Annotated in this window: 26 protein-coding genes and 3 pseudogenes; 17 read left to right on the top strand and 12 right to left on the bottom strand. The window is 69.4% G+C overall.

From position 1 onward, the window contains the following. Positions 1–29: 29 nt before the first annotated feature. A complete protein-coding gene (locus BJ965_RS00390; protein ID WP_184906795.1) occupies positions 30–362 on the top strand; it encodes a helix-turn-helix domain-containing protein in 333 nt (110 codons plus the stop codon). A 355-nt stretch (positions 363–717) separates the two neighbouring features. On the opposite strand, the pseudogene BJ965_RS00385 reads toward BJ965_RS00390, so the two are convergent. Together BJ965_RS00385 and BJ965_RS00380 are read right to left on the bottom strand one after the other, a co-directional pair. After that, positions 718–1,085, bottom strand: a pseudogene (locus BJ965_RS00385) (transposase); the annotation flags it as partial. 114 nt (positions 1,086–1,199) lie between these two features. Continuing rightward, positions 1,200–2,594 (bottom strand): alpha/beta hydrolase family protein, encoded by a 1,395-nt coding sequence (locus tag BJ965_RS00380; protein WP_184906793.1) that lies wholly within the window; start codon positions 2,592–2,594, stop codon positions 1,200–1,202. A gap of 857 nt (positions 2,595–3,451) precedes the next feature. Here BJ965_RS00380 and BJ965_RS00375 point away from each other — a divergent pair. From BJ965_RS00375 to BJ965_RS00360, 4 genes and pseudogenes are all read left to right on the top strand, one after another. Continuing rightward, positions 3,452–4,651, top strand: coding sequence for an NAD(P)/FAD-dependent oxidoreductase (locus BJ965_RS00375; RefSeq protein WP_184906792.1), 1,200 nt, complete (start codon positions 3,452–3,454; stop codon positions 4,649–4,651). 234 nt (positions 4,652–4,885) lie between these two features. After that, complete coding sequence (locus tag BJ965_RS00370) at positions 4,886–5,920, top strand: hypothetical protein (protein ID WP_184906791.1); 1,035 nt, start codon at positions 4,886–4,888, stop codon at positions 5,918–5,920. A 10-nt stretch (positions 5,921–5,930) separates the two neighbouring features. Next, positions 5,931–6,884: a sigma-70 family RNA polymerase sigma factor gene (locus BJ965_RS00365; protein WP_184906790.1), complete on the top strand. Its 954-nt coding sequence runs from the start codon at positions 5,931–5,933 to the stop codon at positions 6,882–6,884. A gap of 419 nt (positions 6,885–7,303) precedes the next feature. Further along, positions 7,304–7,704, top strand: a pseudogene (locus tag BJ965_RS00360) (DUF6009 family protein). 53 nt (positions 7,705–7,757) lie between these two features. Here the strand turns inward: BJ965_RS00360 and BJ965_RS38670 are convergent. The 4 genes from BJ965_RS38670 to BJ965_RS00340 all read right to left on the bottom strand — a co-directional run bounded on the left by BJ965_RS38670 (position 7,758) and on the right by BJ965_RS00340 (position 10,366). Further along, the gene (locus tag BJ965_RS38670; protein ID WP_221513022.1) at positions 7,758–8,093 is read right to left on the bottom strand and encodes a DUF6336 family protein; all 336 of its coding nucleotides are present in this window, start codon (positions 8,091–8,093) and stop codon (positions 7,758–7,760) included. A gap of 198 nt (positions 8,094–8,291) precedes the next feature. Beyond that, a complete protein-coding gene (locus BJ965_RS00350) occupies positions 8,292–8,936 on the bottom strand; it encodes a hypothetical protein (RefSeq protein ID WP_313666669.1) in 645 nt (214 codons plus the stop codon). A 129-nt stretch (positions 8,937–9,065) separates the two neighbouring features. Further along, positions 9,066–9,494: a nucleoside deaminase gene (locus BJ965_RS00345; protein WP_184906788.1), complete on the bottom strand. Its 429-nt coding sequence runs from the start codon at positions 9,492–9,494 to the stop codon at positions 9,066–9,068. Next, positions 9,491–10,366, bottom strand: coding sequence for a TIGR03619 family F420-dependent LLM class oxidoreductase (locus BJ965_RS00340; RefSeq protein WP_184906787.1), 876 nt, complete (start codon positions 10,364–10,366; stop codon positions 9,491–9,493). Before BJ965_RS00340 ends, BJ965_RS00345 begins: the two co-directional genes overlap by 4 nt. A gap of 95 nt (positions 10,367–10,461) precedes the next feature. On the opposite strand from BJ965_RS00340, the gene BJ965_RS00335 reads away from it, so the two are divergent. Continuing rightward, positions 10,462–10,932 (top strand): Lrp/AsnC family transcriptional regulator, encoded by a 471-nt coding sequence (locus BJ965_RS00335; RefSeq protein ID WP_184906786.1) that lies wholly within the window; start codon positions 10,462–10,464, stop codon positions 10,930–10,932. Positions 10,933–11,357: 425 nt separating this feature from the next. Continuing rightward, positions 11,358–11,630, top strand: coding sequence for a DUF6233 domain-containing protein (locus BJ965_RS38870; protein ID WP_246545798.1), 273 nt, complete (start codon positions 11,358–11,360; stop codon positions 11,628–11,630). Between the two features lie 137 nt (positions 11,631–11,767). Here the strand turns inward: BJ965_RS38870 and BJ965_RS00325 are convergent, their stop codons facing one another. Then, entirely contained in the window at positions 11,768–12,151 is a 384-nt protein-coding gene (locus tag BJ965_RS00325) for a DoxX family protein (RefSeq protein WP_184906785.1), read from the bottom strand. A 170-nt stretch (positions 12,152–12,321) separates the two neighbouring features. Here BJ965_RS00325 and BJ965_RS00320 point away from each other — a divergent pair, with 170 nt between their 5' ends. The 5 genes from BJ965_RS00320 (at position 12,322) to BJ965_RS40285 (ending at position 17,071) form a co-directional block, all read left to right on the top strand. Next, the gene (locus BJ965_RS00320) at positions 12,322–12,795 is read left to right on the top strand and encodes a carboxymuconolactone decarboxylase family protein (protein ID WP_184906784.1); all 474 of its coding nucleotides are present in this window, start codon (positions 12,322–12,324) and stop codon (positions 12,793–12,795) included. 178 nt (positions 12,796–12,973) lie between these two features. Next, a complete protein-coding gene (locus tag BJ965_RS00315; protein WP_184906783.1) occupies positions 12,974–13,894 on the top strand; it encodes an RNA polymerase sigma-70 factor in 921 nt (306 codons plus the stop codon). Positions 13,895–14,059: 165 nt separating this feature from the next. Then, on the top strand, positions 14,060–14,893 hold the full coding sequence (locus tag BJ965_RS00310; protein ID WP_184906782.1) for an NAD(P)H-binding protein: 834 nt from the start codon (positions 14,060–14,062) through the stop codon (positions 14,891–14,893). Then, positions 14,890–15,558 (top strand): NAD(P)-dependent oxidoreductase, encoded by a 669-nt coding sequence (locus BJ965_RS00305; RefSeq protein WP_184906781.1) that lies wholly within the window; start codon positions 14,890–14,892, stop codon positions 15,556–15,558. The genes BJ965_RS00310 and BJ965_RS00305 overlap by 4 nt, the downstream gene beginning before the upstream one ends. 379 nt (positions 15,559–15,937) lie before the next feature. After that, positions 15,938–17,071 carry a peptidoglycan-binding domain-containing protein gene (locus BJ965_RS40285; RefSeq protein WP_376777885.1) on the top strand — a complete coding sequence of 378 codons (1,134 nt, stop codon included), beginning with the start codon at positions 15,938–15,940 and terminating at the stop codon, positions 17,069–17,071. Between the two features lie 444 nt (positions 17,072–17,515). Here BJ965_RS40285 and BJ965_RS38860 read toward each other — a convergent pair. Together BJ965_RS38860 and BJ965_RS00295 are read right to left on the bottom strand one after the other, a co-directional pair. Beyond that, positions 17,516–17,691 (bottom strand): annotated as a pseudogene (locus tag BJ965_RS38860) (TipAS antibiotic-recognition domain-containing protein); the annotation flags it as partial. Positions 17,692–17,809: 118 nt separating this feature from the next. Beyond that, positions 17,810–18,019, bottom strand: coding sequence for a hypothetical protein (locus BJ965_RS00295; protein ID WP_184906779.1), 210 nt, complete (start codon positions 18,017–18,019; stop codon positions 17,810–17,812). A gap of 28 nt (positions 18,020–18,047) precedes the next feature. Between BJ965_RS00295 and BJ965_RS40040 the strand changes: the two genes are divergently transcribed. After that, positions 18,048–18,347 (top strand): DUF6233 domain-containing protein, encoded by a 300-nt coding sequence (locus tag BJ965_RS40040; RefSeq protein ID WP_184906778.1) that lies wholly within the window; start codon positions 18,048–18,050, stop codon positions 18,345–18,347. A 159-nt stretch (positions 18,348–18,506) separates the two neighbouring features. On the opposite strand, the gene BJ965_RS00285 is transcribed toward BJ965_RS40040, so the two are convergent. Continuing rightward, entirely contained in the window at positions 18,507–19,103 is a 597-nt protein-coding gene (locus BJ965_RS00285; RefSeq protein ID WP_184906777.1) for a TetR/AcrR family transcriptional regulator, read from the bottom strand. Between the two features lie 84 nt (positions 19,104–19,187). Here BJ965_RS00285 and BJ965_RS00280 point away from each other — a divergent pair, with 84 nt between their 5' ends. The 4 genes from BJ965_RS00280 (at position 19,188) to BJ965_RS00265 (ending at position 21,612) form a co-directional block, all read left to right on the top strand. Then, on the top strand, positions 19,188–19,622 hold the full coding sequence (locus BJ965_RS00280) for a DUF1707 SHOCT-like domain-containing protein (protein WP_313666668.1): 435 nt from the start codon (positions 19,188–19,190) through the stop codon (positions 19,620–19,622). A gap of 490 nt (positions 19,623–20,112) precedes the next feature. Continuing rightward, positions 20,113–20,610: a hypothetical protein gene (locus tag BJ965_RS00275; protein ID WP_184906776.1), complete on the top strand. Its 498-nt coding sequence runs from the start codon at positions 20,113–20,115 to the stop codon at positions 20,608–20,610. A 26-nt stretch (positions 20,611–20,636) separates the two neighbouring features. Beyond that, positions 20,637–20,903: a hypothetical protein gene (locus BJ965_RS00270; RefSeq protein ID WP_184906775.1), complete on the top strand. Its 267-nt coding sequence runs from the start codon at positions 20,637–20,639 to the stop codon at positions 20,901–20,903. 232 nt (positions 20,904–21,135) lie between these two features. Further along, positions 21,136–21,612 carry an ATP-binding protein gene (locus BJ965_RS00265; RefSeq protein ID WP_184906774.1) on the top strand — a complete coding sequence of 159 codons (477 nt, stop codon included), beginning with the start codon at positions 21,136–21,138 and terminating at the stop codon, positions 21,610–21,612. On the opposite strand, the gene BJ965_RS38850 is transcribed toward BJ965_RS00265, so the two are convergent. After that, on the bottom strand, positions 21,522–22,838 hold the full coding sequence (locus tag BJ965_RS38850; RefSeq protein ID WP_313666667.1) for a GAF and ANTAR domain-containing protein: 1,317 nt from the start codon (positions 22,836–22,838) through the stop codon (positions 21,522–21,524). The genes BJ965_RS00265 and BJ965_RS38850 overlap by 91 nt on opposite strands. Positions 22,839–23,824: 986 nt before the next feature. Next, positions 23,825–23,974 (bottom strand): hypothetical protein, encoded by a 150-nt coding sequence (locus tag BJ965_RS00255; RefSeq protein WP_184906773.1) that lies wholly within the window; start codon positions 23,972–23,974, stop codon positions 23,825–23,827. Between the last annotated feature and the right edge of the window lie 162 nt (positions 23,975–24,136).

The following is a 24,136-nucleotide window of genomic DNA, read 5'->3' as shown; positions in this document are numbered from 1 at the left end:
GCCCTCCACGCGTTCCACAGAGAGGTCAGATGACAGCAGACGATTCCTTCGGACGTCTCGAAGACGACAACTACCCCGCCTACACCATGGGACGGGCCGCGGAGCTGCTCGGCACCACGCAGGGTTTTCTCCGCGCCATCGGCGACGCCCGCCTCATCACGCCGCTGCGCTCCGCGGGCGGACATCGCCGCTACTCCCGCTACCAGCTGCGCATCGCCGCCCGCGCTCGCGAACTCGTCGACCAGGGCACCCCCATCGAGGCCGCCTGCCGCATCATCATTCTCGAAGACCAGCTCGAGGAAGCCCGGCGCCTCAACGCCGAATACCGCCGTGCCGCAGCCCGACACACGGCCGGTGTCTGACCCGCACTCCACGGCGACGCGCCGGACCGCAATTCCTCCGCTGATTCAGAAGATGAGCGCATGATCGCCGAAGACCCTCAGCCGCCGGCACGCGGACCGGAGCCCCATGCGCCCGACGTACCCCGGCGGCAGATGCGCCTGCCGGCGCAACCTGCCGGCTCGCCCTGGTCCGGCACCGGTAGCCGCCGGCTCGCCGGAGCTCGGCGAACTCCACGGTCGCAATGGGAGCGGCCGGTGCCCAATCCGCAGTGCGGGTGGCAAGGGCACCGGCCAACCAAAGACCCTCACGAAGAAGACTCCACTACCAGCGTATCGGGCCCTCAGCCTTCGCAGACCTGCCCGCGGAACTCCACCGCCCCTTTTTGAGTGCACCGGCAGCGTGCTGGTGGGCCCGGACGACCGTGGAGTCCACCGACATCGTCCAGTCGATGTCGTCATCGGCGTCCGCCGCCGATAGGACGGCAGCGAGGAGCATCTCCCAGGTGCCATCGACGGCCCATCTGATCAGCCGCTTGTGAGCGGTCTGGAACGAGCCGAGCTCGTCGGGAAGGTCCCGCCAGGGCGAGTTGGTGCGGTACTTCCACGCGATGGCCTCAAGAGTGCGTCGGTGGTCGGCCCACCGCCGCCCGCGGACCGGATCAGCCAACGGAGGGCACGGCCACGGAGCATCAACGGCTCGATCCGGCCCCACATCGCATCGGTGATCACTAATCGGACAGACACATCCGATCAACTCACCAATCCATCAAGGAGACACGCGCTAGGGCCCGTATGGCGACTGGCCAGTTACCCCTCCGCTCCTGGAACGTCACCTTCTAAGGGGCGCACACCCGAGACTCAGCGCCGGAGCACGTCGGCGAGCCAGTCGAAAACGACGTCGCAGTGCTGCTGAGGGGCCATCGGGGAGCAGTGCAACTGTGCCCCGGTGGCCTTCGTCAGTTTCACGTAGTCGCGCCGCGTGCGCAGCAGGTCGTACATCTCCCGCGGCTGGCCCGGGTAGAACTGCTCGAAGTCGTAGTCCAGTACGAGCGTCGGGGCCTTGATCCTGCCGACGATCCCGGTGATGTCGAGGCCCATGGCCACCTGCGCCGGTGTCCAGAGGTCGGTGAGGACCTTGCCCTGGCGCGCCTGGCGCAGTGCCTTCCGATCGAAGATCTCGAAGCGCTTCTTGACCGTGAAGGCCTCCTGCGGGGTCAGCTCCGGGACGACGTCCTCGTTCCAGACCCGGTTGGTCTCCTCCTTGTCGGGTGTGACGATGTCACGCAGTGCCTCGTCGAATCCGAGCCAGGGGCTGAGGCATCCGGGCATCGCCACACAGGCGGCGAGCCGGTGCTCGAAGGCGGCGGCGCGCGGGGCGAGGTTGCCGCCCATGCTGAGGCCGGTGAGGGCGATCCGTCGGCCGTCCACGTCCTCGCGCCGCAGCAGCCAGTCGACGATCGGGGCGACCACCGTCTCCCAGCGGGTGGTGAAAGGGATCTCCTCGACGAACAGCAACTGCCCCTGTCCGGGGCCGTCGTAGACGAGGGCGTTCCAGCCGCGGTCGAGGGCTGCGGACACGCCGTAGGTCCACATGTCCACGTTCTGCCCGTCACTGCCGTTGGTGAGGATGACGGTGGGGCGCCGCTCGGCGGGGCCGTCCGGGCGGAAGAACCACAGCGGCAGCCGGGTCCTGCCCCACGGAACCCGGGCTGTGACAGCGGCGGGCGTGCCGAGCCGGGCGAAGGTGTCCCAGGCCCTGCGTCCCGCCTCGTAGACCGCCTCCTCGTCACCGGGCTGGTCGGTGCCCAGGACGTAGAACAGCGCCTGGGCGTAGTACTGGGCCGCGCGCAGCGAGCGGAAACGGCGGGTCTGCGACGGCGTCCCGCGGCCGTCCCGGCCCACGGCCGGGGGAGCGGAGAGCTGGTCGCCCCAGGACCGGAAGGTGTCGGTGTAGGTCTGTTCGGAGAGCCCCGCCGCGTTGATGGCATTGACCGCGGTCAGCACCTCGCCGACCTCGGAGGCGCGCATGCCTGCGGCTCCCAACGCGAGCAACCCGGCGAAGTTGAAGCCGGGATCGGCGAAGAGCTGCATCGCTCCCGGCGTCGGATCGGGCGCCGCCGAAGGCGCAGTGGGCGCGGCGGCCGCGGTACGAGCGGTGCTCCCGACGGCGAGCGCGCCCGCCCCCGCGGCGAGCCCGGTCAGGGCCGCGCGGCGGGTGAGGGAAGCAGGCTGGTGCGGTGTGCTTGCGGTCATGCGGGGGACGCTACGGCGCTCCACCCCGCGCGAAAATGTGGCGCGCCCTCCCATGCTCCGAACGGGCCCGTGTGCGGGCCTGCTTCGGTCTCCTGCAAGAGCCGGTCTCCGGGAGTGAAGTCCCAGGCAGTGGCCCGTGGCCGCCGACCTTGCCACTGCCTGCGGGTCGCAGGAACGTGGCCGCACTGCGGTGGCCGCCGGTCCGAACTCGTCCCGATCGTGGATCGGGAACTCGCGGCTCTGCTCACCAAGGTCGTACCGTCGCATCCGTGGCCATGGTTTCCAGAAGGAACCACTGGGCCGGAGCAGGATCTCGGCCGCCAGGCACTGGACGCCGTGGCCGACACGGTGACGAATCCCTGCTCGGCCAGCAGCCTTCGAACGAAGCGGTATTGGCGGCCGTGGGTGCTCCTCAAGGCACCCCCCCTGGGCATTGCCGTGATGATGATCAGGCGGGCTCAGGTGGGTCCACGGCGAACTCGTAGGCCACTTCCCAGCTGCCGTCCGGGACGACGATGTCGGCGGTCTCCACGGCGCGGCCGTCGCTGGCGTAGTACGACCGAGCAGGAACGGAGACACGATGCGGGAGTTCCAGGCTTGATCGACTGGGTGTCCGGCACCTGAGCCGGCCTGGCAAGGATCAGATGCGGAGCAGCGGTTGCCGCGTCGCAGGTTCGGTGGCCCATGGCCATCACGCGCCTGCGGAGTCCCATCCGCGCCGCCTCGACTGTGCGCGCGTCGGCGGGCGACACTCCTGCTTCTGTGTGATCCATGTCACATGTAGCTCCTGTCAGGAATCAGGGCGCTGTCCCGCTCAAGTCACCGACATGGAGCTAGCGAACCGACGGGAGCATCACATGAAGCACCGCATCGTCGTTCTCGGCGCCGGCTATGCCGGGGCCTACGCGGCCGGCACCCTGGCCCGTCGGCTGTCCCCGGCAGGCACCGAGATCACTGTGGTCAACGCTGAGCCGGATTTTGTCCAGCGGCTGCGGCTGCACCAGCTCGCGGTCGGCCAGGAGATCGAGGCTCCGCGGCTCGCCGACGTCTTCGCGGGCACGGGTATACGGCTGCGCCTGGCCCGTGTCACCGCCGTCGACCCCGAGCGACAGGTCGTCTCCGTGGCTGACGCCGACGGCGGCGGCGAGCTCGGCTACGACACCCTCCTCTACGCGCTCGGCAGCCGCGTCGCCGACCACGGCGTCCCCGGCGTAGCCGAGCATGCCTCCCATGTCACCAGTCGTCCGGCGGCGCTGCGTCTGCGCGAGCGCCTGGACAGCCTGGGCAAGCGGGGCGAAGGCGGGAAGGTGCTGGTCGTCGGCGACGGGCTGACCGGCATCGAGACCGCCACCGAGATCGCCGAATCCCGGCCCAGCCTGTCGGTGTCGCTGGTTGCTCGCGGCGAACTGGGTGCCCCGCTCTCCGCCGGAGCCCGCAGCCATCTGCGCCAGGCCTGTGACCGGCTGGGCATCACCGTCCTGGAGCACACCAGCGTCGAGGCCGTCGAAGCGGCGCGGGTGCTGTGCGCCGACGGCACCGTCCTGGCATCCGACGCGACCGTGTGGACGGCCGGGTTCGCGGTCGACGCCATCGCCGCCGCAGGCGGGCTGGAGGTCACCGACAACGGTCGGATCGTCGTCGATCGCACCATGCGGTCGGTCTCGCACCCGAACGTCTACGCCGTGGGCGACAGCGCCTACGCCATCGGCGACAACGGCCGGCCGCTGCCGATGTCCTGCGCGTCGGCCGGCTACACCGGCATGCAGGCCACGGCCGCGATCGTGGGACGCTTGACCGGGCACAAAATCCCTAACGCCAAGCTGGACTACCACGGCAACCACATCAGCCTCGGGCGGCGGGACGGGATCCTGCAGATGGTCGACGGCGAAGCACAGGCGAAGCCGAAGTACGTGGGCGGCAGGAAGGCCGCGCGGATCAAGGCGGGCATCCTGAGGATGTCGCTGTGGACCACCTCGCACCCGACTTTCGGCCTACCCAAGCGCAAGCGCCACCTGGTCGCCGTACCGGAGGTGTCCGCAAAGAAGGCGGTCGCGTAGCCGCCGTGGGCAAGCGCTGCCACAGCGCTTCGACACCAGTCGCTTCGAGGGCCAGGGGCGGATCGCCTCCGCCCCCTCCTGTGCGCGCCTGAGCACCCCGCACTGGGCCAGAGATGGGCCGCCCACCTGCGAGGCCGGACCAGCATCCGGGCGGAGCCACTGCCGACCCGAGGTGTTCACAACCAGCCCGTCCCCGTCACCAAGCAAGGAAATCTCTCTGTCCGAGGAGGACGCATGGATACTCCGGCCCCACGCGTAGCCGACACGCTGCCGTCGACCTGGCCGACGGTGGCCAGGACAGTCGTCCTGCTCACAGCACTCATCAGCGTGCTGCTCACCGCCTTCGCCTGGCCGTCGGTGCGGTCGCATGTGCACGACGTGCCGATCGCCGTCGCCGGACCGCCCGCCGCGGTCAAGCGGGTCAGCGCCGCGCTCGACCAACGTCTGCCAGGCGGCTTCGCGATCACCGAGGTCGCCGACACCACAGCCGCCGAACGGCTGATCCGCGACCGGGAGGTGTACGGGGCGGTAGACGTCAGCTCCGGCGCTCCGCAGGTCATCACAGCCTCGGCCGCCGGCGCAGCGGTCGCCCAGACCCTGCAGGGTGTCGCGGTGGGGCTCGGTCAGGGGCAGGGCCTCAGCAAGACGTCCCCTGTCCGCGACATCGTCGCCCTGCCGGCCGACGACCCCCGCGGCGCCGGCCTGGCCGCCGGAGCCCTGCCCCTGGTCATGGGCGGCCTGCTCGCCGCGCTGTTGCTGACCAGGCTCGTCCGCGGCATCGCCCGCCAGGTCGCCGGGGCACTCACCTTCGCGATCACCGGAGGCCTGGCCGTGGCAGCGATCCTGCAGTTCTGGCTCGGCTCACTGGACGATTCCTACCTGGTCAACACCGGCGCGATCGCTTTGGCCATCGCCGCCACATCCCTGACCATCATCGGGCTGGAGTCACAGCTCGGGTACGCCGGCTTCGGCCTCGGTGCCGCCACCATGATGCTCATCGGCAACCCCCTGTCAGGCACCTCGACCGCACCCGAGATGCTGCCGGGCTGGTCCGGCACGCTCGGCCAGTTGCTGCCGCCCGGGGCGGGCGGCCAGTTGCTGCGCTCCACAGCCTTCTTCGACGGCCACGGCTCCACCCACTCCGTCCTCGTGCTCATGACCTGGCTCGGATTCGGTGTCGCGCTTTGTCTGGCCGGCGGTCGCCCCAGGCGCGAGCGCCGCCTGGCCGCCGGGTCCGCCGAGAACGCGGCAGCGCAGCCGTCTAGTTAGGGTGTTTCGCGTGGACAGAACCGCCAATGATCGCTTCGACACCAGCCGGTTCGAGGCCAGCCGGAACCGGCTGGCCTCGCTGGCGTACCGGCTGCTGGGATCCGCCGCCGATGCGGAAGACGCCGTGCAGGATGCGTTCTTGCACTGGCAGGCTGCCGACCGACAGCGGATCAAGGTGCCGGAAGCATGGCTGACCAAGATCGTCACCAACCTGTGCCTCGATCGACTCCGCTCGGCGCAGGCCCGCCGCGAACGCACCGTCGGTGCCTGGCTGCCCGAACCGCTCCTCGACGGCGACCCGATGCTTGGCCCGGCCGACACATTCGAGCAGCGTGAATCGGTCTCCCTGGCCGTGCTGACCCTCGTGGAGCGTCTGTCACCGCTGGAGCGGGCCGTCTACGTCCTGCGCGAAGCGTTCTCCCACAACCACGCCGAGATCGCCGAGATCCTCGACATCACCGAATCCGCAAGCCAGCAGCACCTCCACCGGGCCCGGCACCGCATCACCGCCGCGCGCCGCGGCGGCGGCGAAGTCGACCCGGCATCCGCCCGCAGGATCGTCGAGGAATTCCTCGCAGCTGCGACCTCGGGCCGCACCGAACGCCTGGTGGCGCTGCTCACCGACGACGCGACCGCGATCTCCGACGGTGCCGGCCTGACCGAGAAGCTGCTGCGGTACGACACTCCGCAGCGCATCGCCGCCATCGCACGGGCCGGCTTCACATCCACACCCGCAAAACAGCGACTTGCCGGCGGAATTTCTGCTGTCCACTACGCGCTCGTCAACGGCGCCCCCGCCATCCTTTTCGTGCCCGACGGCAAGGTTGTCGGCGCCGTGACGTTCGACATCACAGGCGGCAAGATCGCAACCGTGCGCGGCATCGCCGCCCCAGCCCGCCTCGTCCGTCTCACCGAAGCCTGGCGTCAGCACGGACCGGACACACCGCTCATCACCCAGTGGTGAGCCGGCGCCGACCGCGGCCAAGCACAGCGCCGGGGGCGCGGCGAGAGCCATGCCCGGGACACGGTCGAGCCGACACGGTGGGCCTCACTGCGCAGGGCTTCGAAGCAGGCATGTGGCCCTGCGGGGGAGCCCCCTTCACGTACGACACGGTGCCGGTGATCGCCAGGACATAAACCAAACCCGTGCCCTTCATGGCCCGGTCGGGGACCGACGTTTCTTGATGTAGTGCCGCAGCCAACGCCAACCACGAGGGTCCTCGTACACCAGGTGCAACATCCCTGCCCTTTCACAGTGTTATTGGCCAGTGGACCGGAGGCTGTGACAACGGACCTGCTCTCCAGCTCTCGCCGATCGTCCAACCAGCGCAAGTACTCCCCGGGCATCGGCCTGCTCACCGACGAGGAAAGGGACACCAGCGCATGAGTTCCCTGATCAGCGCGGACGAGATCAGCCACGAAGCCGAACTCGTGTGGCTGGAGGACATCAACGACCTCGACTACGTGCGCCAGAGCCTGGACCGGCTGCCCACCCGCAAGGGCAAACCCCCTACCACCGCGACGGCCGCATGGTCGGTTACGCCATCCTCGGCCCCGAGGCCAAGGCCTCCCGCGCGTCTGGCACTTTCCGCCGCCGCGTCTTCTGGCTGCTGCCCCACGACCGCGACAGCGAGCCTGACGGCCTGTACGCCAAGAGCGCCCCCGCCGAAGCCGTCGACCCCCGCACCCTCGAACCGCGGGTCAAGGGCTACAAGACCGAACGCTCCGAAGGCGGCCCACCCTCCGCCGCCATGCAGGAACTCGGCATACAACTCCCGCTGTAACCGGCCCTCCGAGGCACCGCCGCCGATGATCGATTGCCGGTTGAGGGCAAGTTCTAGCTGTACCACCAGCTGTCGTAGGGCGCGGCGTCCACGAGTTGGCAGAGTCCGGCAGCGGCAGCTCCGAGGACCAGGAGAAACAGCCCGCAGCGCAGGAACACCGGACCCACAATGGTGACCGAGGCGGACTGTCCCGTGATGGTGCGCCAGTCCCGCACGCGTCGGATGTCTCCCGCGCTGGCCCACCAAAGCCGGCACCGGTCACCAAGAAGATCGCCCCGAACAGGGCGACAGCACTGACGTCGGTACTCATTGACCTCACGTACATGAGCGCCCGGAGCCTCCGGCACGGACCCATGCCGGCTGAGGCGATGGTCCCGCGCCTCGTGCATGCAGTGTGCTCAGCGGGCGCGGGGATTACCGGCCACCGACGACCGCTGTATCGCCGGCGAAGAAGATCCCCCGCGGGGGCTGGGACGACCAGCTTGGTGCGGCTGACGGCAACTTCGTCCAAAAGCTACCCCCGCGTGCGCGGGGACGACCTCGTGTCACTCGGCACGCCTCTCCAATCGCTGCCGAGGGCCGCGTGGTCATCGGTCGGAACGGCTGGCGGTCCCCAATGCGCGGCCCGCGAGCCAGGCAGCGATCCGCTTCTGCAACTCCTTGTCGGCGCGGGGATAGTCCCAATGTGCGTACCATTCCAGGTCCTGCAGGATGTTCTCAGAGCGGGCCGGGTGGGCCACCGCACTCACGTCGACCCCGATCTCGCCCGTCGAGCAGCCGATGTACACGCTGCTGTCGAGCGCCATCATGCCGAAACCCGGGTGGCCCGCACGTATGCCGAGGAACGCCGATGCCGCACCCCGACCCATGATGTCCCAGCGGTCAAGGAGCCGGACCCGGGTCCAGACCGGCGATGGGGCACGGCGGCCATAGTGCAGGTTCTCCTTGGGCAGGACGGCCTGGTGCGTGTAGGTGCCGTGAGGAAGCAGGACGAGGAACTCGCGCCGGTGGTCGAAAAGGCCCGAGGAGACCGCCAGGGCATGCCAGTCCTCGTTGAGACGCTCGACGAGCCGTGGGGTTTCGTACCGGTGGGAGAAGCCGCCGACGATGTCCTCGGGACCATATCCGGAGACGAACGGCATCGTTCCGTCCGGCACGGCGTCCGGGATCACTTCCAGGCCGGCCCGCCACAGCGGCCGGTACATCTTGCGTTCGCGCTCCTGGACACCCACGGGTCAGTGTTCTACCAGGTGCGGCGCGCCAAGACTCCCCGGCCCGGCGCGTCTCCGTGTGGCTCCATTGGAGGGACGAGCGTACCCGGGTGCGTTCCGTGGTGGCGGGCTCCGCCCTGGGCCCGGCGGTCAGCGATAGTAGGGCTCGACCGCAGCCCGTACCTCGTCGAGCAGCGCGGGGCCATCCTGCGGCACGGGCCGTCGGCTGCTGCCCGGCCTGATGTCCAGGAGCTGTTCGTTGGACAGGGCGAACACCACTCGCCGCAGCCCCGCCCATTGGATGACTGCCTCGCACATCCCGCACGGCTGGCAGCTGGTGTACATGGTGGTGCCTGCCGCGGTCTGCGCGTCGAGTTCTCTTGCGGCCCACCTCGCCAATTTGAGTTCCGGGTGTGCTGTGACGTCATTGTCGGTGAGGGTGGTGTTGTGCTCCTCGGCCAGGATTGTCCCGTCCGGTCCTGCCAACAGAGATCCAAAGGGCGGGTTGCCGCTCGCGCGTGCCTTGGCCGCGAGAGAGATGGCCTGCCGGAGGAGGGGGTGGTCGTCGAGTGTGGTCATGACTGCTCCATCGTGGTGCGGGGTGGGGTGCTGGGTGGGAGAAGGTGCGCGGCCACGGTGGCGAGGGCCTGCCAGGCCGCCTGCGGGTGACATGTCGTGTGGGGGTCGCCCGGGTAGGTGTCGAGGACGACGGACTTGGCGCCCAGCAGCCGCAGTTGGTCGAGGTCGTCCATGATCTGATCGATGGTGCCCTCTCCGGCGAGCCGTCCCGCTCCGTCGACCGGTTCCTTGGTGAGTCGCAGGGCGATGCGGGGAGCCAGGGCGGGCACGGGCAAGTGTTGCTCGTCCGCGTACGTCTGCAGCCTGCCTGCGGCTTTGCGCAGCCACGGCACGGTGGGGCGCAGCGGATGCCATGCGTCTCCGACTCGTACGGCCCGGCGCAGTCCCGCGTCGCTGTTGCCGCCGACCCACACCGGGATCCGGCGGTCTCCGTATGAGGCGGTGTCCTTCCAGGCGGCCCGGATGTCCCGCAGGTGGCCGTCGGTCAGCTGTCCGCGCTGTGAGAACGGGATGCCGAGGGCGGTGAACTCCTGCCGCGCCCAGCCCACTCCCACGCCGAGGACCAGCCGGCCGCCGCTCAGCTCATTCAGATTGGCCGCCATTCGGGCGGTGAGCAGAGGGTGCCGGTAGGGAGCGATGAGGACCGTCGTGCCGAGCTGGATACGGGTGGTGATGCCGGCCAGCCAGGACAAGGTGGTGAACGGCTCGTAGAAGGGTGCCGGATAGCGCTCGGCAACATCCGGCGTAATGGCGATGTGGTCCGAGATCATCAGTAGGTCGAAGCCCAGGCCTTCCACGGTCTGGGCCCAGCTTCGCAACACTCCGGGGTCGGTGCCCGGGCCGAAATTGGGGACGTTCACTCCGATCTTCATAGGGCCCAACCCTAGGCAGGGCGTATGGGTCGCCAGAAGGGATTCCCGCCTGTTCAGAGGCAGTTCAGCCGTGGATCCGCCGGTAGAATGGGCGTATGACCGAGAGTCTCGACGTGACGGACTGGGCGATCCTGGCAGAAGTCCAACGGGACGGCCGGATCCCGTTCACCGAGCTGGCGCGGCGGGTGAACCTGAGCGCGTCGGCGACCAAGGAGCGGGTGCGCCGGCTCGAGGAGGCCGAGGTGATCACGGGGTACCGTGCGGAGGTGAACCCGGAGCGGACCGGTTACCCGGTGATGGCGGTGGTCCGGCTCAAGTACCCGGGGCCGGGAACCCGGCACCAGCCGCTGCGCCGGCTGCTGGACGAGCGCCCGGAGATCCTGGAGTGCCTGCGCACCACCGGAGACGACTGCTACGTCATGAAGGTGGCGGCAACGTCGATGGCCCACTTGGAGGAGATCGTCGACGAGCTGGCCGAGTTCGGGAGCACGACCACCAACCTCGTCCTCAGTCGGACGCTCCCGTTGCGCGGCCCGGGGGTGCCTCGGGTGAACACCGTCAGGTAGGCGCTGACGTTGCGCGGACGCCACTCCATCACCGGGGCCCGGCCTGGCGTCCAGCAGCGGCGAGTCGCCGCGCTGCGCGAGCGTGAACGCGACCTCACCGCCGCGATCGTCACGCACGGCCTTCTGGAACGACGTCGCCGGGCCCGAACGGCTCGATGCCCGCTCACAGCTCAAGCACGCCCTCGCACGTGAGGACGGCGAGGGCCAGGAGGCGGCGTAGCCGTGGCGGACACGCCACCCGAGCCGGAGCCGCCGCCCATCATCGTGGTCCTGCCCGACGGCCAAGAGGTCACCGGCCCGCCTCCAGGAGCGCCAGCAGGTTCCGGGCGCCTGGCTGTACAAGGTGGCCGTCCCGGCCTGGCAGGACACGCCTTCCGGGCATGTGGAGCCCGCCTGGTACGGGGTGTGGGTGCAAGCCCCCGACCATGTGGAAGCCGGTGCCCGGCGTCTCGTACGACGACGTCCCCACGAGCAGGCCGCCGCCGACGGAGCAGCAGATCCTCGGTGAGCGCCGGCCGTCGGGCTGGGTCCTGCAGAAGCTGGACGGCGGCCGCGGTCCCGGCCGGGGCGTCTTCCACGCCGTCGACTGCGAAGCACCCGCCGGGGCGCCGAAGCTGACCCTGGGCCAGGCGCCGGACGCCGCGGAGCATCCAGGGACCCGGCTGTGCTCCCTGCGCGACGCGGCCCAGGTTCAATAGCGACGAAGCTGTTGTAGTGGGCGGGGTGTTCATTGCTGAAGCGAGTGACGTCGTAGCCAGCTCCGTTGACTGGTAGGTGTATCGGTACGACCTGGAATGTGCCTGGCACTTCGGCGCTCGGCTTTCTGCGCCGGTGGTCAGCCGGTGAAGGACTCGGGGCCCCAACGGCCCCACGCGACGAAGGCGGCTAGGGCGAGGTAGATCAGGTCGCCTGCGATCGTGGCCTTCTCGCCACGGCGCAGACGCATGGCGACCGCGCAGGCGAACAGCAGAACGAGTCCGGTGGCGGCCAACGGCACCAGGGCCGGCGCGACGTCGAGCGCCGCGGGCAGGATCAGGCCGACCGCAGCCAGCAACTCGACGGCACCGATGGCCTTGAGGGCACCGGGGCTGAACTCCAGGACCCACTGCGCAGAGGAGCCCATCGCGGCCAGCTTCTCCCTCGGCACGAACACCTTGGAGCTGCCCACCAGGCAGACAGCGGCGAGCACTCCGGCAGTGATCCACAGTGCGACGTTCATCATCAACTCCCTGATCGAGGACTTCCGCACCCGAGACGAGGCAGCGACTTGGCCTGTGACATCCCGAGCCCGGTCAGCGGAGAGACGTGGCTCACACCGCGTCGTGTCACAGACGTGAGGGCCGTCTCGTCTTGGGGATGAAGGCATCGACGAACGTGGAGGAGCACACGATGGACACGCGACTGAACTACTTCGCCAGCGCGACCGCCGGCAAGGCGCTCAAGTACTTCATGTCGGTCGGCCGGGAGCTGAAGGAATCGCCGCTGCCGGCCACGACGCAGGAACTGGTGGCGCTGCGCGTGAGCCAGATCAACGGCTGCGCGGCCTGCATCGACATGCACACCAAGGAAGCCGCCGCGGCCGGCGAGAGCCCGGTGCGGCTGAACCTGATCGCGGCCTGGCGGGAAGCAACGGTCTTCACCGCGGCCGAGCGCGCCGCACTGGAGCTGGCGGAGCAGGGAACCCGGGTCGCGGACGCGGCCACCGGGGTCAGCGACGACGTGTGGGCGCGCGCCGCCCAGCACTACGACGAGGAGCAGCTCACGGCCCTCGTGCTGCTGGTCTCGTTCATGAACACGGTGAACCGACTGAACATCATCACCCAGCAGCCGGCCGGCGACTACCAGGTCGGCCAGTTCCACTGAACCGCCACCGCATCCTGGCCCAGGTCAGGCCCGCCGGGGCCAGGACGCCGTGGTCAAGGCGGGCAGGGCGGTCGCGGTACGAGCGTTGTCTGCTCCGCCCACACATCGGATGATCTTCGAAGGTGCCTCACCGGCGCGGGTCCGGACGGGCACACAGACCGCAATGGGGGAAGACTGCATGAGCAAGGTCGAGGAGTTCGAGGAGCTCCGGCCGCTGCTGTTCTCGATCGCGTACCGGATCCTGGGCAGCGTGGGCGAGGCGGAGGACGCGGTGCAGGAGACCTGGCTCCGCTACGACGCCTCGAGAACCCGGCCCGTGTCGGCCAAGGCGTTCTTGTCAGCCACGGTGACCCGGATCGCGATCGACGTGCTTCGCTCCGCCCGGGTACGGCGGGAGAAGTACGTCGGACCGTGGTTGCCCGAGCCGCTGCTGGACGATCCGTACCAGGACCCGGCCCGCGCGGCCGAGCTGGCCGACTCGGTGTCGATGGCGGCGCTGCTGCTCCTGGAGCGGCTCAGCCCGCTGGAGCGGTCGGTGTTCGTGCTGCGGGACGTCTTCGCCTTCGGCTTCGACGAGATCGCCGACGCGGTGGGGCGCTCAGAGGCGGCGTGCCGGCAGCTGCTCGTACGGGCACGCCGCCACATGCACGAGGGGCGGCCCCGGTTCGAAGCGGACCGCCAGGATCGGCAGGAACTGGCGAGGCGGTTCTTCGAGGCACTGACGCAGGGAGACGTGGACGGACTGCAGAATCTGCTGTCGGCCGACGTCCAGCTCATCGGGGACGGCGGTGGCAAGGCACCGCAGCTGGCCAGGGCCGTCGCCGGCGCCGAGGACGTGGCCAGGCTACTCGCCACCGTCTACCCGCTCATGGCCCGGATCGACATCACGTTCGAAGCGCACGAGGTCAACGGGCAGCCGGGCGCGCTCTTCCGCGACCGCGACGGCAAGATCCTCCACATCCTCGCCCTCGACACACTCGACGGGCAGATCCAGACGATCCGCGCGGTCATCAACCCCGACAAGCTCAGCCACCTCGGCCCGGTCGCCGACGCCTGGGCCGTCGACCAGGAAGTGAAGCAGACCCGTAAAACCCAGTGATCTCCCGACCAGCCTGACAGGGCAGGACCGGAGGTTTCAGTGCCGCATGCCGATGTCCTGGCGCACGGCTCGTCCTGACGTTCTCCCACGATTTGAACCGCGATACGAACCGTGATCATCCACCGCGCAAGATCGACTATCGACACACCCACGAGGGGTTCAATCATGATCCTGATTACCGGGGCCACCGGCGTCGTCGGCCGAGAAACCATCCGCCTCCTGGTCGAGGGGGGAACAAAAGTCGCCGCTGTCACCCGCGACCCGCACGCCGAATTCCCCGCGGGCACACAACTCGTCCACCCCGCGAAGGTGCCCGCCCTCGACGGCGTGGAGGCCATCATGCTCAGCCCACGTGCCGCCGGCTCCACCGCTGTCGACCTGCTGGCCCACGCCTGCGAAACGGGCGCGGCAAGAGTGGTCGTACTGTCCTCCGTGACCGTGCGGTACCCGGCCGGGCACGCACGCTTCCGGCAGCAGTTCCACGCGGTCGAGGAAATCGCCAGGGGGAGCGGCCTGGACTGGACGATCCTGCGCTGCGCCGATTTCGCCGCGAACACCCTGGCCTGGGCCGGGCAGATCCAGGCCACCGGGATCGTACGGGGGGCGTACCCGCATGCGAGGACCTCGACCGTCGACGAGCGTGACATCGCCGCGGTGGCCGCCCTCGCCCTGACCCACCCGCAGCACCGCGGTCAGACGTACCTGCTCACCGGAGAACAGTCGCTGAGCCAGCCGGAGAAGGTCGCCGCGCTCGGCGCGGCCCTCGACCGGACACTGTCGTTCGTCGAGGCCGCACCGGACGAGATCCGCCGCGGCATGCTCGCCGCCGGCCTGCCCGACGAGGTACCCGACCGGCTGCTCGGCTCGCTGGCCGACTACGCCCGCGAAGCCGGGCCCACCACCGACACCGTGCGGCGGCTGCTGGCCCGCCCGGCCCGCACGTTCGCCACCTGGGCGCAGGACCACCGCGCCGCCTTCACCGCGGGAGGACCCCGATGAGACTCACGATCGTCGCCGCCACCGGCGGTATCGGACGGCACCTGGTCGAGCAGGCGGTAGCCGGCGGGCATGACGTCACCGCCGTGGCCCGCCGCCCAAGTGACCTGCCGGACGGCGTCAGGACGGTCGCCGTCGACCTCACCCGACCCGACATGCCGACGCTCACCGCGGCGGTACGCGGCGCCGACGCCGTACTGTCCGCGCTCGGCCCGCGAAACCCGCGCGCGGACGCGGGCATCACCTCGCACGGCACCCGCGCGATCGTCGCGGCGATGCAGGCCGAGCGCGTCCGGCGGATCATCATCGTCAGCGCCGCACCCGTCGGACCGGTGCCGGTGCCTGGCCGGCCGACGCCACCCAGGCACGATCCCGGCGACGGCTTCCTCATGCGCCACCTGGGAGTCCGGTTGACCCATGCGATGTTCGGCCGGCACTACGCCGACCTCGCCGTCACCGAGCAGACCCTGCGCGACAGCGGACTGGACTGGACGGTGTCGCGCCCGCCCAAACTCACCGACAAGCCCCTGACCGGCACGTACCGGACCGCGTGGAACCGCAACATCCGGGGCGGATTCTCCGTGCCACGCGCCGACGTCGCCCACCACATGCTCGCCATGGTGAACGAGCCGGAGACCGTCGAGCAGGTCGTCGGAATCGCGACCTGACGCATACCAGCCACGCACACGACCCGGCGCGGCGACGAGAGTCGGGATGAGAGTGCGCGCGGTGCCGAGGACGGCGTCCTCAGACAAGTCGAACCGCAGCGGAAGTTCCTCCTGGCGGCTCGGACGCCTCGGAGCCCAAAAATGCGGCTTTCGCTTGCCAAAGGATTGAGACGAGGCCACGCCGAGTGCGTATCGGTTGACAAGAAGACCGTAGGCACACCTCTGCGGCCCAGCTCACCAACAGACGATATCGACCCGATCTCCCGCGTTGACCGGCCAGTTCAGCAGATCACTGGTCTGCCGGCACGGATTCCACGCAGCACTATGCGGGCCGTGGTGGCGCCCCGCTCCGGACCTGGTTGGTCGAGGAGGACTACCGATGGGATGCGACGAGGCCGAACCGATCCCGGCCCTCCACTGGGGGCGCGAGCCCGCGCAAGAAATCCAGGATTCGTTTCAGGCAGTTCTGAACGCCCTGGATGCCGCTCGCGCTGATCTTTACGCGGTGGAGGAGCACGGCCCGCCCGGAAGCCCGCTACCGTCCTTGGACCACCCCAGCGCAACAGCCGGATACGGTAGCTCCACTCATCCCGACCCGTCCCTGTCGCCACCGCAGCCACGGACGCAGGGCCTGGGGTCCCGGCCCGAACTGGTTCCGGTCAGTCCGGAAGGCCTCCTACCGTCTGCCGACCCGCCTCAACCCGCTCGGGACCGGCCAGCCGCCGAGAACGCCGTGGTCGAGCCGCTGTGGTCACGCGGTGTGCGGCAGGAGGCGGTCACGCCCCCCGACGCGGTCGCACCACCGGAGACGGGCCAGCCACCCACTGCGAGCGGCGGGGGTCCAGCGCAGGCCGAACCGCCAGCAGCTTTCCCGCCGCCCCCAGGCGCTCTGCAGGAATGTGCGCGCCGAAGGACCGACTCAACGGAGGACTCCCCCTACCAATCGCAGGCCGCGCAGCCGAGCTGCTTCGTCGCCCCTCCCTCCCACACGCCACTGCGGCCAGAACCGGTCCGCCCGCCTGAGCCGAGGGCAAGCCAAGGACATCGACGCTTCACCGACCGGCGACACAGCCGGCTCGCCGGAGTCTTCGGCCTGGGCGCCGTGAGTGGCTTGGTCCTTGCCTCTTGGCTGCTCAGCACAGGCGACTCCGCACCGGCGCCGCCTGCGTCCTTGGAGCAACCGGCCCGGCCATTGCCTGAGAATCCGGCACCTGCAGTACCGTCCCCACCGACCGGGCAACCGAACCGGCCCACTCCCGGCAACGCCTCGCTTCCCGAGATCCCGGGCACCGGGCTACTGCGCCAAGGCGACACCGGCCACGGTGTTTACGAGTTGCAGGTGCGTCTGCTCCAGATCCCTCACATCTATGACGGCGGCGCCCTCAACGGCCGTTTCGACACGGAGGTCCGGCAGGCAGTGGGCCGATTCCAGAACGCGTACGGCATCCATGGAGACGAGACCGGCGTCTACGGGGACAACACTCGACACGCCCTCATGTTGCGGACGAAATAGTCGTCAACAGCCACATGCCGCCGCGGCACGTGTACGCATGAGGTCCGTATCGAGGGAGGGCAGTTCCGGCGTCCTTCTGGGGGGGGCGGAGCGAGAGCGACATGATGGAGCTCGCGACCTGAGACTGCCGCGGCAGCGCTTAGGGCGTACGTCGGCGCGAGCATGAAGAGCATCACTGCGTACCGCAGCCGCCCTCGTCACGGCCTCCGCCATTGAATGCTCTCTCGCCTTGGTCAAGGCCAGGGGGCAGAGAGCAGCCGCCTGGACCGCGGGTAGAGCAGTTTGTCCCGGGCGGGACTGCACCAAGGCCCGGTATGACCATTTCACTCACAGCGCCCCGTGCTGTGTCGTTATCACTGGTCCTCGGGATCGAATATCGCGGCCTGCCGTGACACGCACAACCGCCATCGCGAGCCCGTCCCGTGATGGCGGTTGCGCTGTGTCTCAGTCCAGCCTGGTGATGGAGTAGGCCTCGATGGCTCGCGCTGAAATGCGGCTAGCCCCGGGGCGATCGCCTCGTAGGCGGTGCGCCAGGCGTCGTTGTCCACGCAGGAGCGTCCGATGGCCCGGTACTCCTCGGCCGAACCGACACGCAGCTGAGTCAGGGCCCGGTACTGGGCGATCGCGTTACGGCGCCCGGACAGGCATCTCGGCGGTCATCCTCATCCACCGTGTCGTCCACGGACCGTCTGCGTTACTCGAGCAACGCTTTCGCGTCGGCCGACAGGCCGACGACACTCAGCTGCGGCCCTGCCACTGAACACGACGACCGCCTCTCAAGTGCTGCGCCTGCTCGACCTGGCCCCGGGGCAGAGTCTGCTGGTCACTGGCGCGGGCGGTGGAGTCGGGGCGCACGCCGTGGAACTGGCCCACCGGCAGGGGCTGAAGGTCACCGGCCTCGGCTCCGCCGCTGACGAGAAGTTCGTCCGAGCCCGCGGCGCCGACCACCTCCTGGACCGCGGCCAGCCCCCCCGAAGTGGCCGGCTTCGACGGCGTGCTCGACGCCGCGGGTCTGGGGCAGGCCGTGCTCGCCGTCGTCCGCGACGAGGCCGCCTACGCCGGCCTGTGGCCCGGCAGCGAACCCGTCTCCGAGCGCGGCATCCGCGTCGAGGCCCTCAGCGTGCAGTCCGACGGCGCCCTGCACACGGGTGAGTGCTGGGACCCGGGCAAACGGACGAAACCTGCGACCAGAGCGCAGGCCATCGCGGCACTGCGCCAGCAGGCGTCGGCGTGCACGAAGTGCAGGCCGGACACGGCGCTCGGCATCGAGATCTAGGCGCTGCGTGGCCAGCGCCCGGACGTCCTTATCACCGCCGGCCGGCGGCACGCGCAGCGTCGGCGGGGTGCTGAGGAGGCACGCCCGGCATCGGTTGAACCAGCGGGGCCCGTGGGCCCGGAGGGTGGGTCCCGCTGCTGGTGCGGGAGTCTCCCCGGCCTACTCGCGGAGATGCTGGGTTGTCTCATGGCCCGGGATCAGGGTGTCCAGCGCCTGGTCCAGGACTGTGAGCAGGTGCTCCCGCTCCTGCGGGGTGTACAGCATGCGCAGTGCCAGGCCGTCGGACAGTGCGATGACTGCGTCAGCGACGGCCGCCGCGTGGGTTTCGTGCCCGGCTGACTCCAGCCAGGTGGCCAGTGCCTGACGGATGTCCTGGTCGACCTGTCGCCGGATCGCGGCAAGGCGGGGGTGGTGTGCCGCGTGGACGGCGAAGGCTAGTTGCGCGGTGGCCTCGGCGCGCCGCTCGGCGTCCATGGGGAGCGTGGTCAGGATCAGGTCACGCAGCGCCTGGCGCAGCGGCAATGCGGTGTTCACCTCGGCCATCCGGCGCTCGATGCGCTCACCGGCCAGCTCGGCGGCGAACGTGAGCATCTCGTCCTTGGTGCGGAAGTACTTCTGAACAGCGCCGGGGGAACGGGCCGTTGCGGCGGCCACCGTGCGCACGCTGACCTCGTCGAGGCCGCGTTCGGCGACCAGCTGGAGCAGGGCCGCACCGATCTGCCGGCGCTGTTCCTCCCTGTCGACGGTTTTGGGCATCGGTCGCACTCCCATCTTTGAGATACAGTCGTATTCTAATCTTCCGTCAGGTGACGTGCTGCACGGAGCTGAAAGGAGACAGGGGTGGATGACCGACGTGAGCCCTCCGTACCCGCTGTGCGGGTCTCGGACCTCGACCGCGACGAGGCGCTCGGTGTGCTGGCGGCAGCGCTGGCCGAGGGGCGACTCGATCCGCACGAGCACGAGATCCGATCCAAGCGCGCCCTGCGGGCGCGGACGACCGATGAACTCGCGGCGCTGACGGCCGACTTACCCGTACCGGCGCCGACCCGCTCGGAGCAGGACCGCAAAGACCTCAGGGAGTGGCTGGCCGAATGGCGCTACTGGCTCGGTGGGGCGGTGATCATGTCCGGGATCTGGGGCGCAGGCTGTGTGCAGAAGAGTGAGCTGACCTACTACTGGCCGGTCACGCCGCTGGGGGTGTGGGCGGCCGTGCTGATAGCCATCGCCATCTGGCCGCGCGACACGGACGACAGCGGTAGCGGGCGAATTCGGTGATGAGGGTTTTCGCGGTGGCGCCGGGCGGGACCAAGAGGCACGCCAGGGGCGCCGCGACGGGGCTAATCCGGGCGATGCGGGGTTTTTGCGGGTGTGGGCGAGGTGGCAGGCGGTGTTCGCTGGTGTCGGTGAACACCGTCACGGCCGAGGAGGCGACGTGTTGCTGGTCGCTCCGGAGGTAGCGGCAGCCGGTGAGCCGGGCGGCGGACGAATCACAGCGGAGCACGTCCAAGTAGCAGCAGGCTGGTTGCCGAGTCTCCGGGGGGTTTGGCCTGGAGAGCCCGTCTGAGTAACTAGGGCGGGCCCTGGGCGACTGCCCGGGCTCCGGCTGTGAGGGGTGAAGCCGGCCGTGCGGGGGGGCGAGGTGTGGCTGGGGTCCGGTGGTTGGAGGTGCAGGTTTCGCTGCTTCACCGGGCCCCAGCCATGGGACCTTGTGCCCGGGAAGGTGTTGATTACACCGTTTGCCCGGGGAGATGTCATAAGGCCGGACATGCCTGTGGCCTTTCTACATGGTGCACCCGACCTCGGCAGCCCGCGGGCCGCTGAGGACGTCGCCGCTTTCGCCCGGCAAGCCGCGGCCGCCATCGGATTCACGGAAGGGCTGGTCAAGCTCAGAATCGTCGACCGCCGCGACGCCGCGGCGTCCATGGGCCTCCTCGACGAGCTGGAGAACGACCCGCTCATCGAGCATGCGCTACAGCTCAGGGCAAAAGCGCGGGCCTGGCGGGGTTGGTTTCTGCTGCGCGGCGGTGCCGACGCCGACGCGCTCGACTGCTTGCGCGAGGCCGCGTCGCTGCTGAAGGCCGGCGGCCTCTTCCTGGAACTGCCCATCGTCGGGGTGCTGCTGGCGGAGGCGGAATGGCGCGCCGGCCACGAGGTCGCGGCCGACCGGGCCGCCGACCTGGCCCTGGAGACATCGGCCCCCAGGGCTCCCACCACGTACTGCTCAAGATCCTCACCAAGTTCCCCGCCGTGCGTCGCGCCGTAACGACGCCGAGGCCGAGGCGACACCCCGTGGCACGCAGTCGGCGGGCGCTCGCCGCCCAAGGAGCGAAGATCCAGGTCGCGGAGCGCCTGCCGGCAGTGACGGTCTCGGAGTTCGGTCGCCACGCCCTGATCGTCGACGGCGTCGAGGCCCGCCTGCGCATCAGCAAGAGCCTGGAACTGCTCTCGTACCTGAGCAGCAGACCCGGCCACGCCGCCGATCGCCCCCGGATTCTGGAGGCACCGTTCGCGCGCGACGCCCGCGCAGTGTGCTGTCGCGGGGCAGCACCGGGGTGACAGTGGTGGAGGTGCGCGAGCGCGACCGCCGTCGGCGCGAAGCCCTCGCCACTCGCCACAGCCTGGCCCACTGGCGGGAGGAGCTCCGGCTCGTGCCCGGCGCCGTGCCGCCCAGCGCCAGAGGCAACGGTGGGCATCCGCTGTCAGAGGTCGTGCCCAGTGTGAGGATGCTGAGAGGTTTCGGGGGTAAGCGCGTGGGCAGTGCACGGCGCTTCGGAAGTGAGGCGGGTCCATGGATGCTGCTGCCCAAAACGAGGGCCAGGAGCCGGTCGTCGACCGTCCGATCGCGGCCTTTGCCGCGTTCGAGGGCAGCGAGGAGATCGCCGAGGCCCGTGACATGGCCCGCGACTTCCTCACGTCTGTGCAGGCTGAGCATGGGCTGCCGGTGTCGGCGCGGGCGATGGGCATGGTGCAGCTGGTCGTGAGCGAACTGGTGACCAACGCCCGCAAATACGCGCCCGGACCGTGCCTGCTGGACTTGGAGATCAACGAAGGTGCCGTCCAGATCAGCGTGTGGGACAGCAGTACCACCCTGCCGTCGGTTCAGGCAACGAACCCGGACCGGCTCGGCCAACACGGTCTGGAAATCGTCATGGCGGTGTCCCAGACCTTCTGCGTTCACCGGGAACCGGTGGGCAAACGGATCACCGCGTCCGTCGTCCTCGCCGACGACACCGGCGGGGATGCCGCCGGCCATCGGGCCCGGTGAGGTCGGGCGGCGGCTACCCAGCGGCAGCATGAAGCCGGAAGCTTGAGGCGCGCAGCGATGACGACGGAAGCACGCAGCTCCGCAAGCTGGACGTCCCTAGATGCGACGGGAACGAGGAGTACCCCGCCCCAGATCCTCGAGGAGCGCACAAAGCAACGAGGCACAGACCGGTTGACGACCGCACTGTGGCCGGGACCGGCGTGGGTCGCAGGCGGGCGAGGACCTCGGTGCCGCGGTGGGTGGGGATGCATCTGCGGGGCCAGGCACTGGGCACGGTCGAGCGGACACACAGCCGTCCACCCCGAAAAGAGTTGACGGCTCCCGCCTGTTTTCCTAAGCGAGCCCCGTTTGCGAGGGGCCGTCTCTGTTTCGACCAGAGCCTGCTCCCGCTTGCCCAGACTGTCATCACAAGCGGCGTTTTGGCCAGCGCCTCGGGCGTGGCTCGGCACGAAACGGTCAGCGGTGATTGCGTGCGGTGGAGTGGAGGTGTTCCAGGGCGTCGAGGACGACGGTTTGGCGGTGCCAGTGCAGCCATCGGCCCACGGTGGTGCCGGTCTTCTCCAAGGCGGTGAGCTGTGTCTGGCTGAGGCCTGCCAGGGGTGTTCGTGGTGGGAGGAGATCATGCCGAGCACGTGGCCACGGCTGGTCAGGGGGAGGCTGTGGGCGGCGCGGCTGCCGGCCTGGAGGATGGCGTGGCGGGAATCGTCATCGAAGATGTCGGCTGATTCGACGTCTTTCACGGTGATCTGCTGACGCTCCTGGGCGGCCTGCGCGCACGAGGTGGTCGAATCCTGGACGAAAGCGAAGAAGTCGGTGAAATACCGGTTCAGGCCGGTGTGCTTCTCCAGGCGCAGCATCCCGTGTTCGGCGAGCTGGACGTTGCCCATATCGGTTTCGGTGACGTGCAGGACCCGCCGCAGCGCCGCCCGGAGAACCACTGCCTGACTTTCGGCCCTCGCCCCGCGCAGCGCCAGATCCGGCAGCGCGGGGGCGACGAAGCGGGCCCGGCGTGGAAACCACTGCTCGGCACCGGCGTCCGGGCCGGCGACACGCACCACGGCACCAGCGAGCGTGTGCAGCTTGATGTTGAAGCGCTGAGACGTCTGCTTCAGCAGTTCGAACCCTTCGGCGAGAACGGCCAGACGGTAGCGGTGCACCAGGATCCGCTGCGCCGGTTCGACCGCGGCCCGCGCGAGCTGCCGATTGCGCACCTCAAGTGCATCCACCGAAGTGGCGGGTACGCCCTCGCAGGGCCCGTCCGTGTGGGGACCGTTCGGCAAGGGGCCGGGCATCCCTTGGCTTCCGTCGCTCACAACGGCACCTCCTGAGGGCATAGGGACAGGACAGGACCGCAGGAGCGCACGCTTGCTCGCGACGTGTCCCGCGGTGTGCCTGTGGCCTAAGCACTCACCCTCAGCCTAAACACACAACCGCCCAGCCCGATACGGAGCTTCATCTGCTAGAAGGGGGATCGCGAGCTCCGCCACCCCGGTAATGCGATCCGCGGTCTTGGTGAGATCTTGGGCGAAGGTGAGCGGCCCGGCCTGTACCCATTGCGAGCCGCCCTGTACAGAGGCCGCAGTCGTGGCCGCCGTCATGACGCAAGCGCTCGCGGCGCGTTCACCCGTCGGCGACAGCTCAGCCGACCCCGGTACGGGTCGGCACCATCGTGGTCGAGGACACCTACGTTGATCGCCGATGCCAGTTCCTCGGGCGGTCCTCATGGGAGTTTGCGTGCAGCCGGCGCCAGCCGATTCACACCAGACTCGACAGCGGCACCTCACCGCGCCGTGGTCCGGCACGGCGCTGGTCAGGCGGTCAGGGCCTGCTCGGCGGTGGGATGCCAGCCGATGACCTCGAAGGACCTGCGAGGCCTCCTCTATTCATGACGCGATCATTACTTCACACCTTGGAGTGTCCAGGGCCAGGGCGCGCGGATCTGCCCGGATGATGAGGTATGGCGTGCGACGAAGGCCATGAGTGGTTGGAGACCTCCATCGCTGGGCTGCAGGTCCGTGCGGAAGGCGCCGCTGGGATGCGTGTGCTGGGGTGGGAAGGGGTCGTGCCGCTTTCGGTGATCAGAGCCGTCGTGGAGTGTGCGGAGCCGGCAGCCAGTTCCCTGGCTGCGCCTCCAGCAGTGCTGCCGGGGGTGAGAGGGTCACAGCACACCCAAGGCCGCCCGCCGGCCCGGCACAGGCTCAGGCCGCGTCCGTCACCGGACGGGTGGGGCCGGAACGCCGAAACGATCCGCCAGATTCTGCGGCGGGCCGGATGTACGGAGTTCAGCGACACCGAAGACGGCTTCGTCGTCGATCACGGCCCAGACGAGGAACAGCTCCGCGTGGTGTGCACGATCGGACACGGGACGGTGGTGCAGCGAGAGTTGCGGCGATACCGCCAGGCGCTCACCCAGGCGGGCATACAGGTCGTGCGCAACTCCAAGGGTCGCAATTCCTTGCTCGTGTGGACGCCAGACACCACGGCGTAGACGGCGCCTGCCGGACCGGTAGGGGTTCGTACTGGC

Origin of the sequence: Streptomyces luteogriseus, assembly GCF_014205055.1 — a bacterium.
Taxonomy (GTDB): Bacteria; Actinomycetota; Actinomycetes; order Streptomycetales; family Streptomycetaceae; genus Streptomyces; species Streptomyces luteogriseus.
Note: the sequence above shows the minus strand (reverse complement) of the source record. Positions and strands in the feature narration are given on the sequence as shown.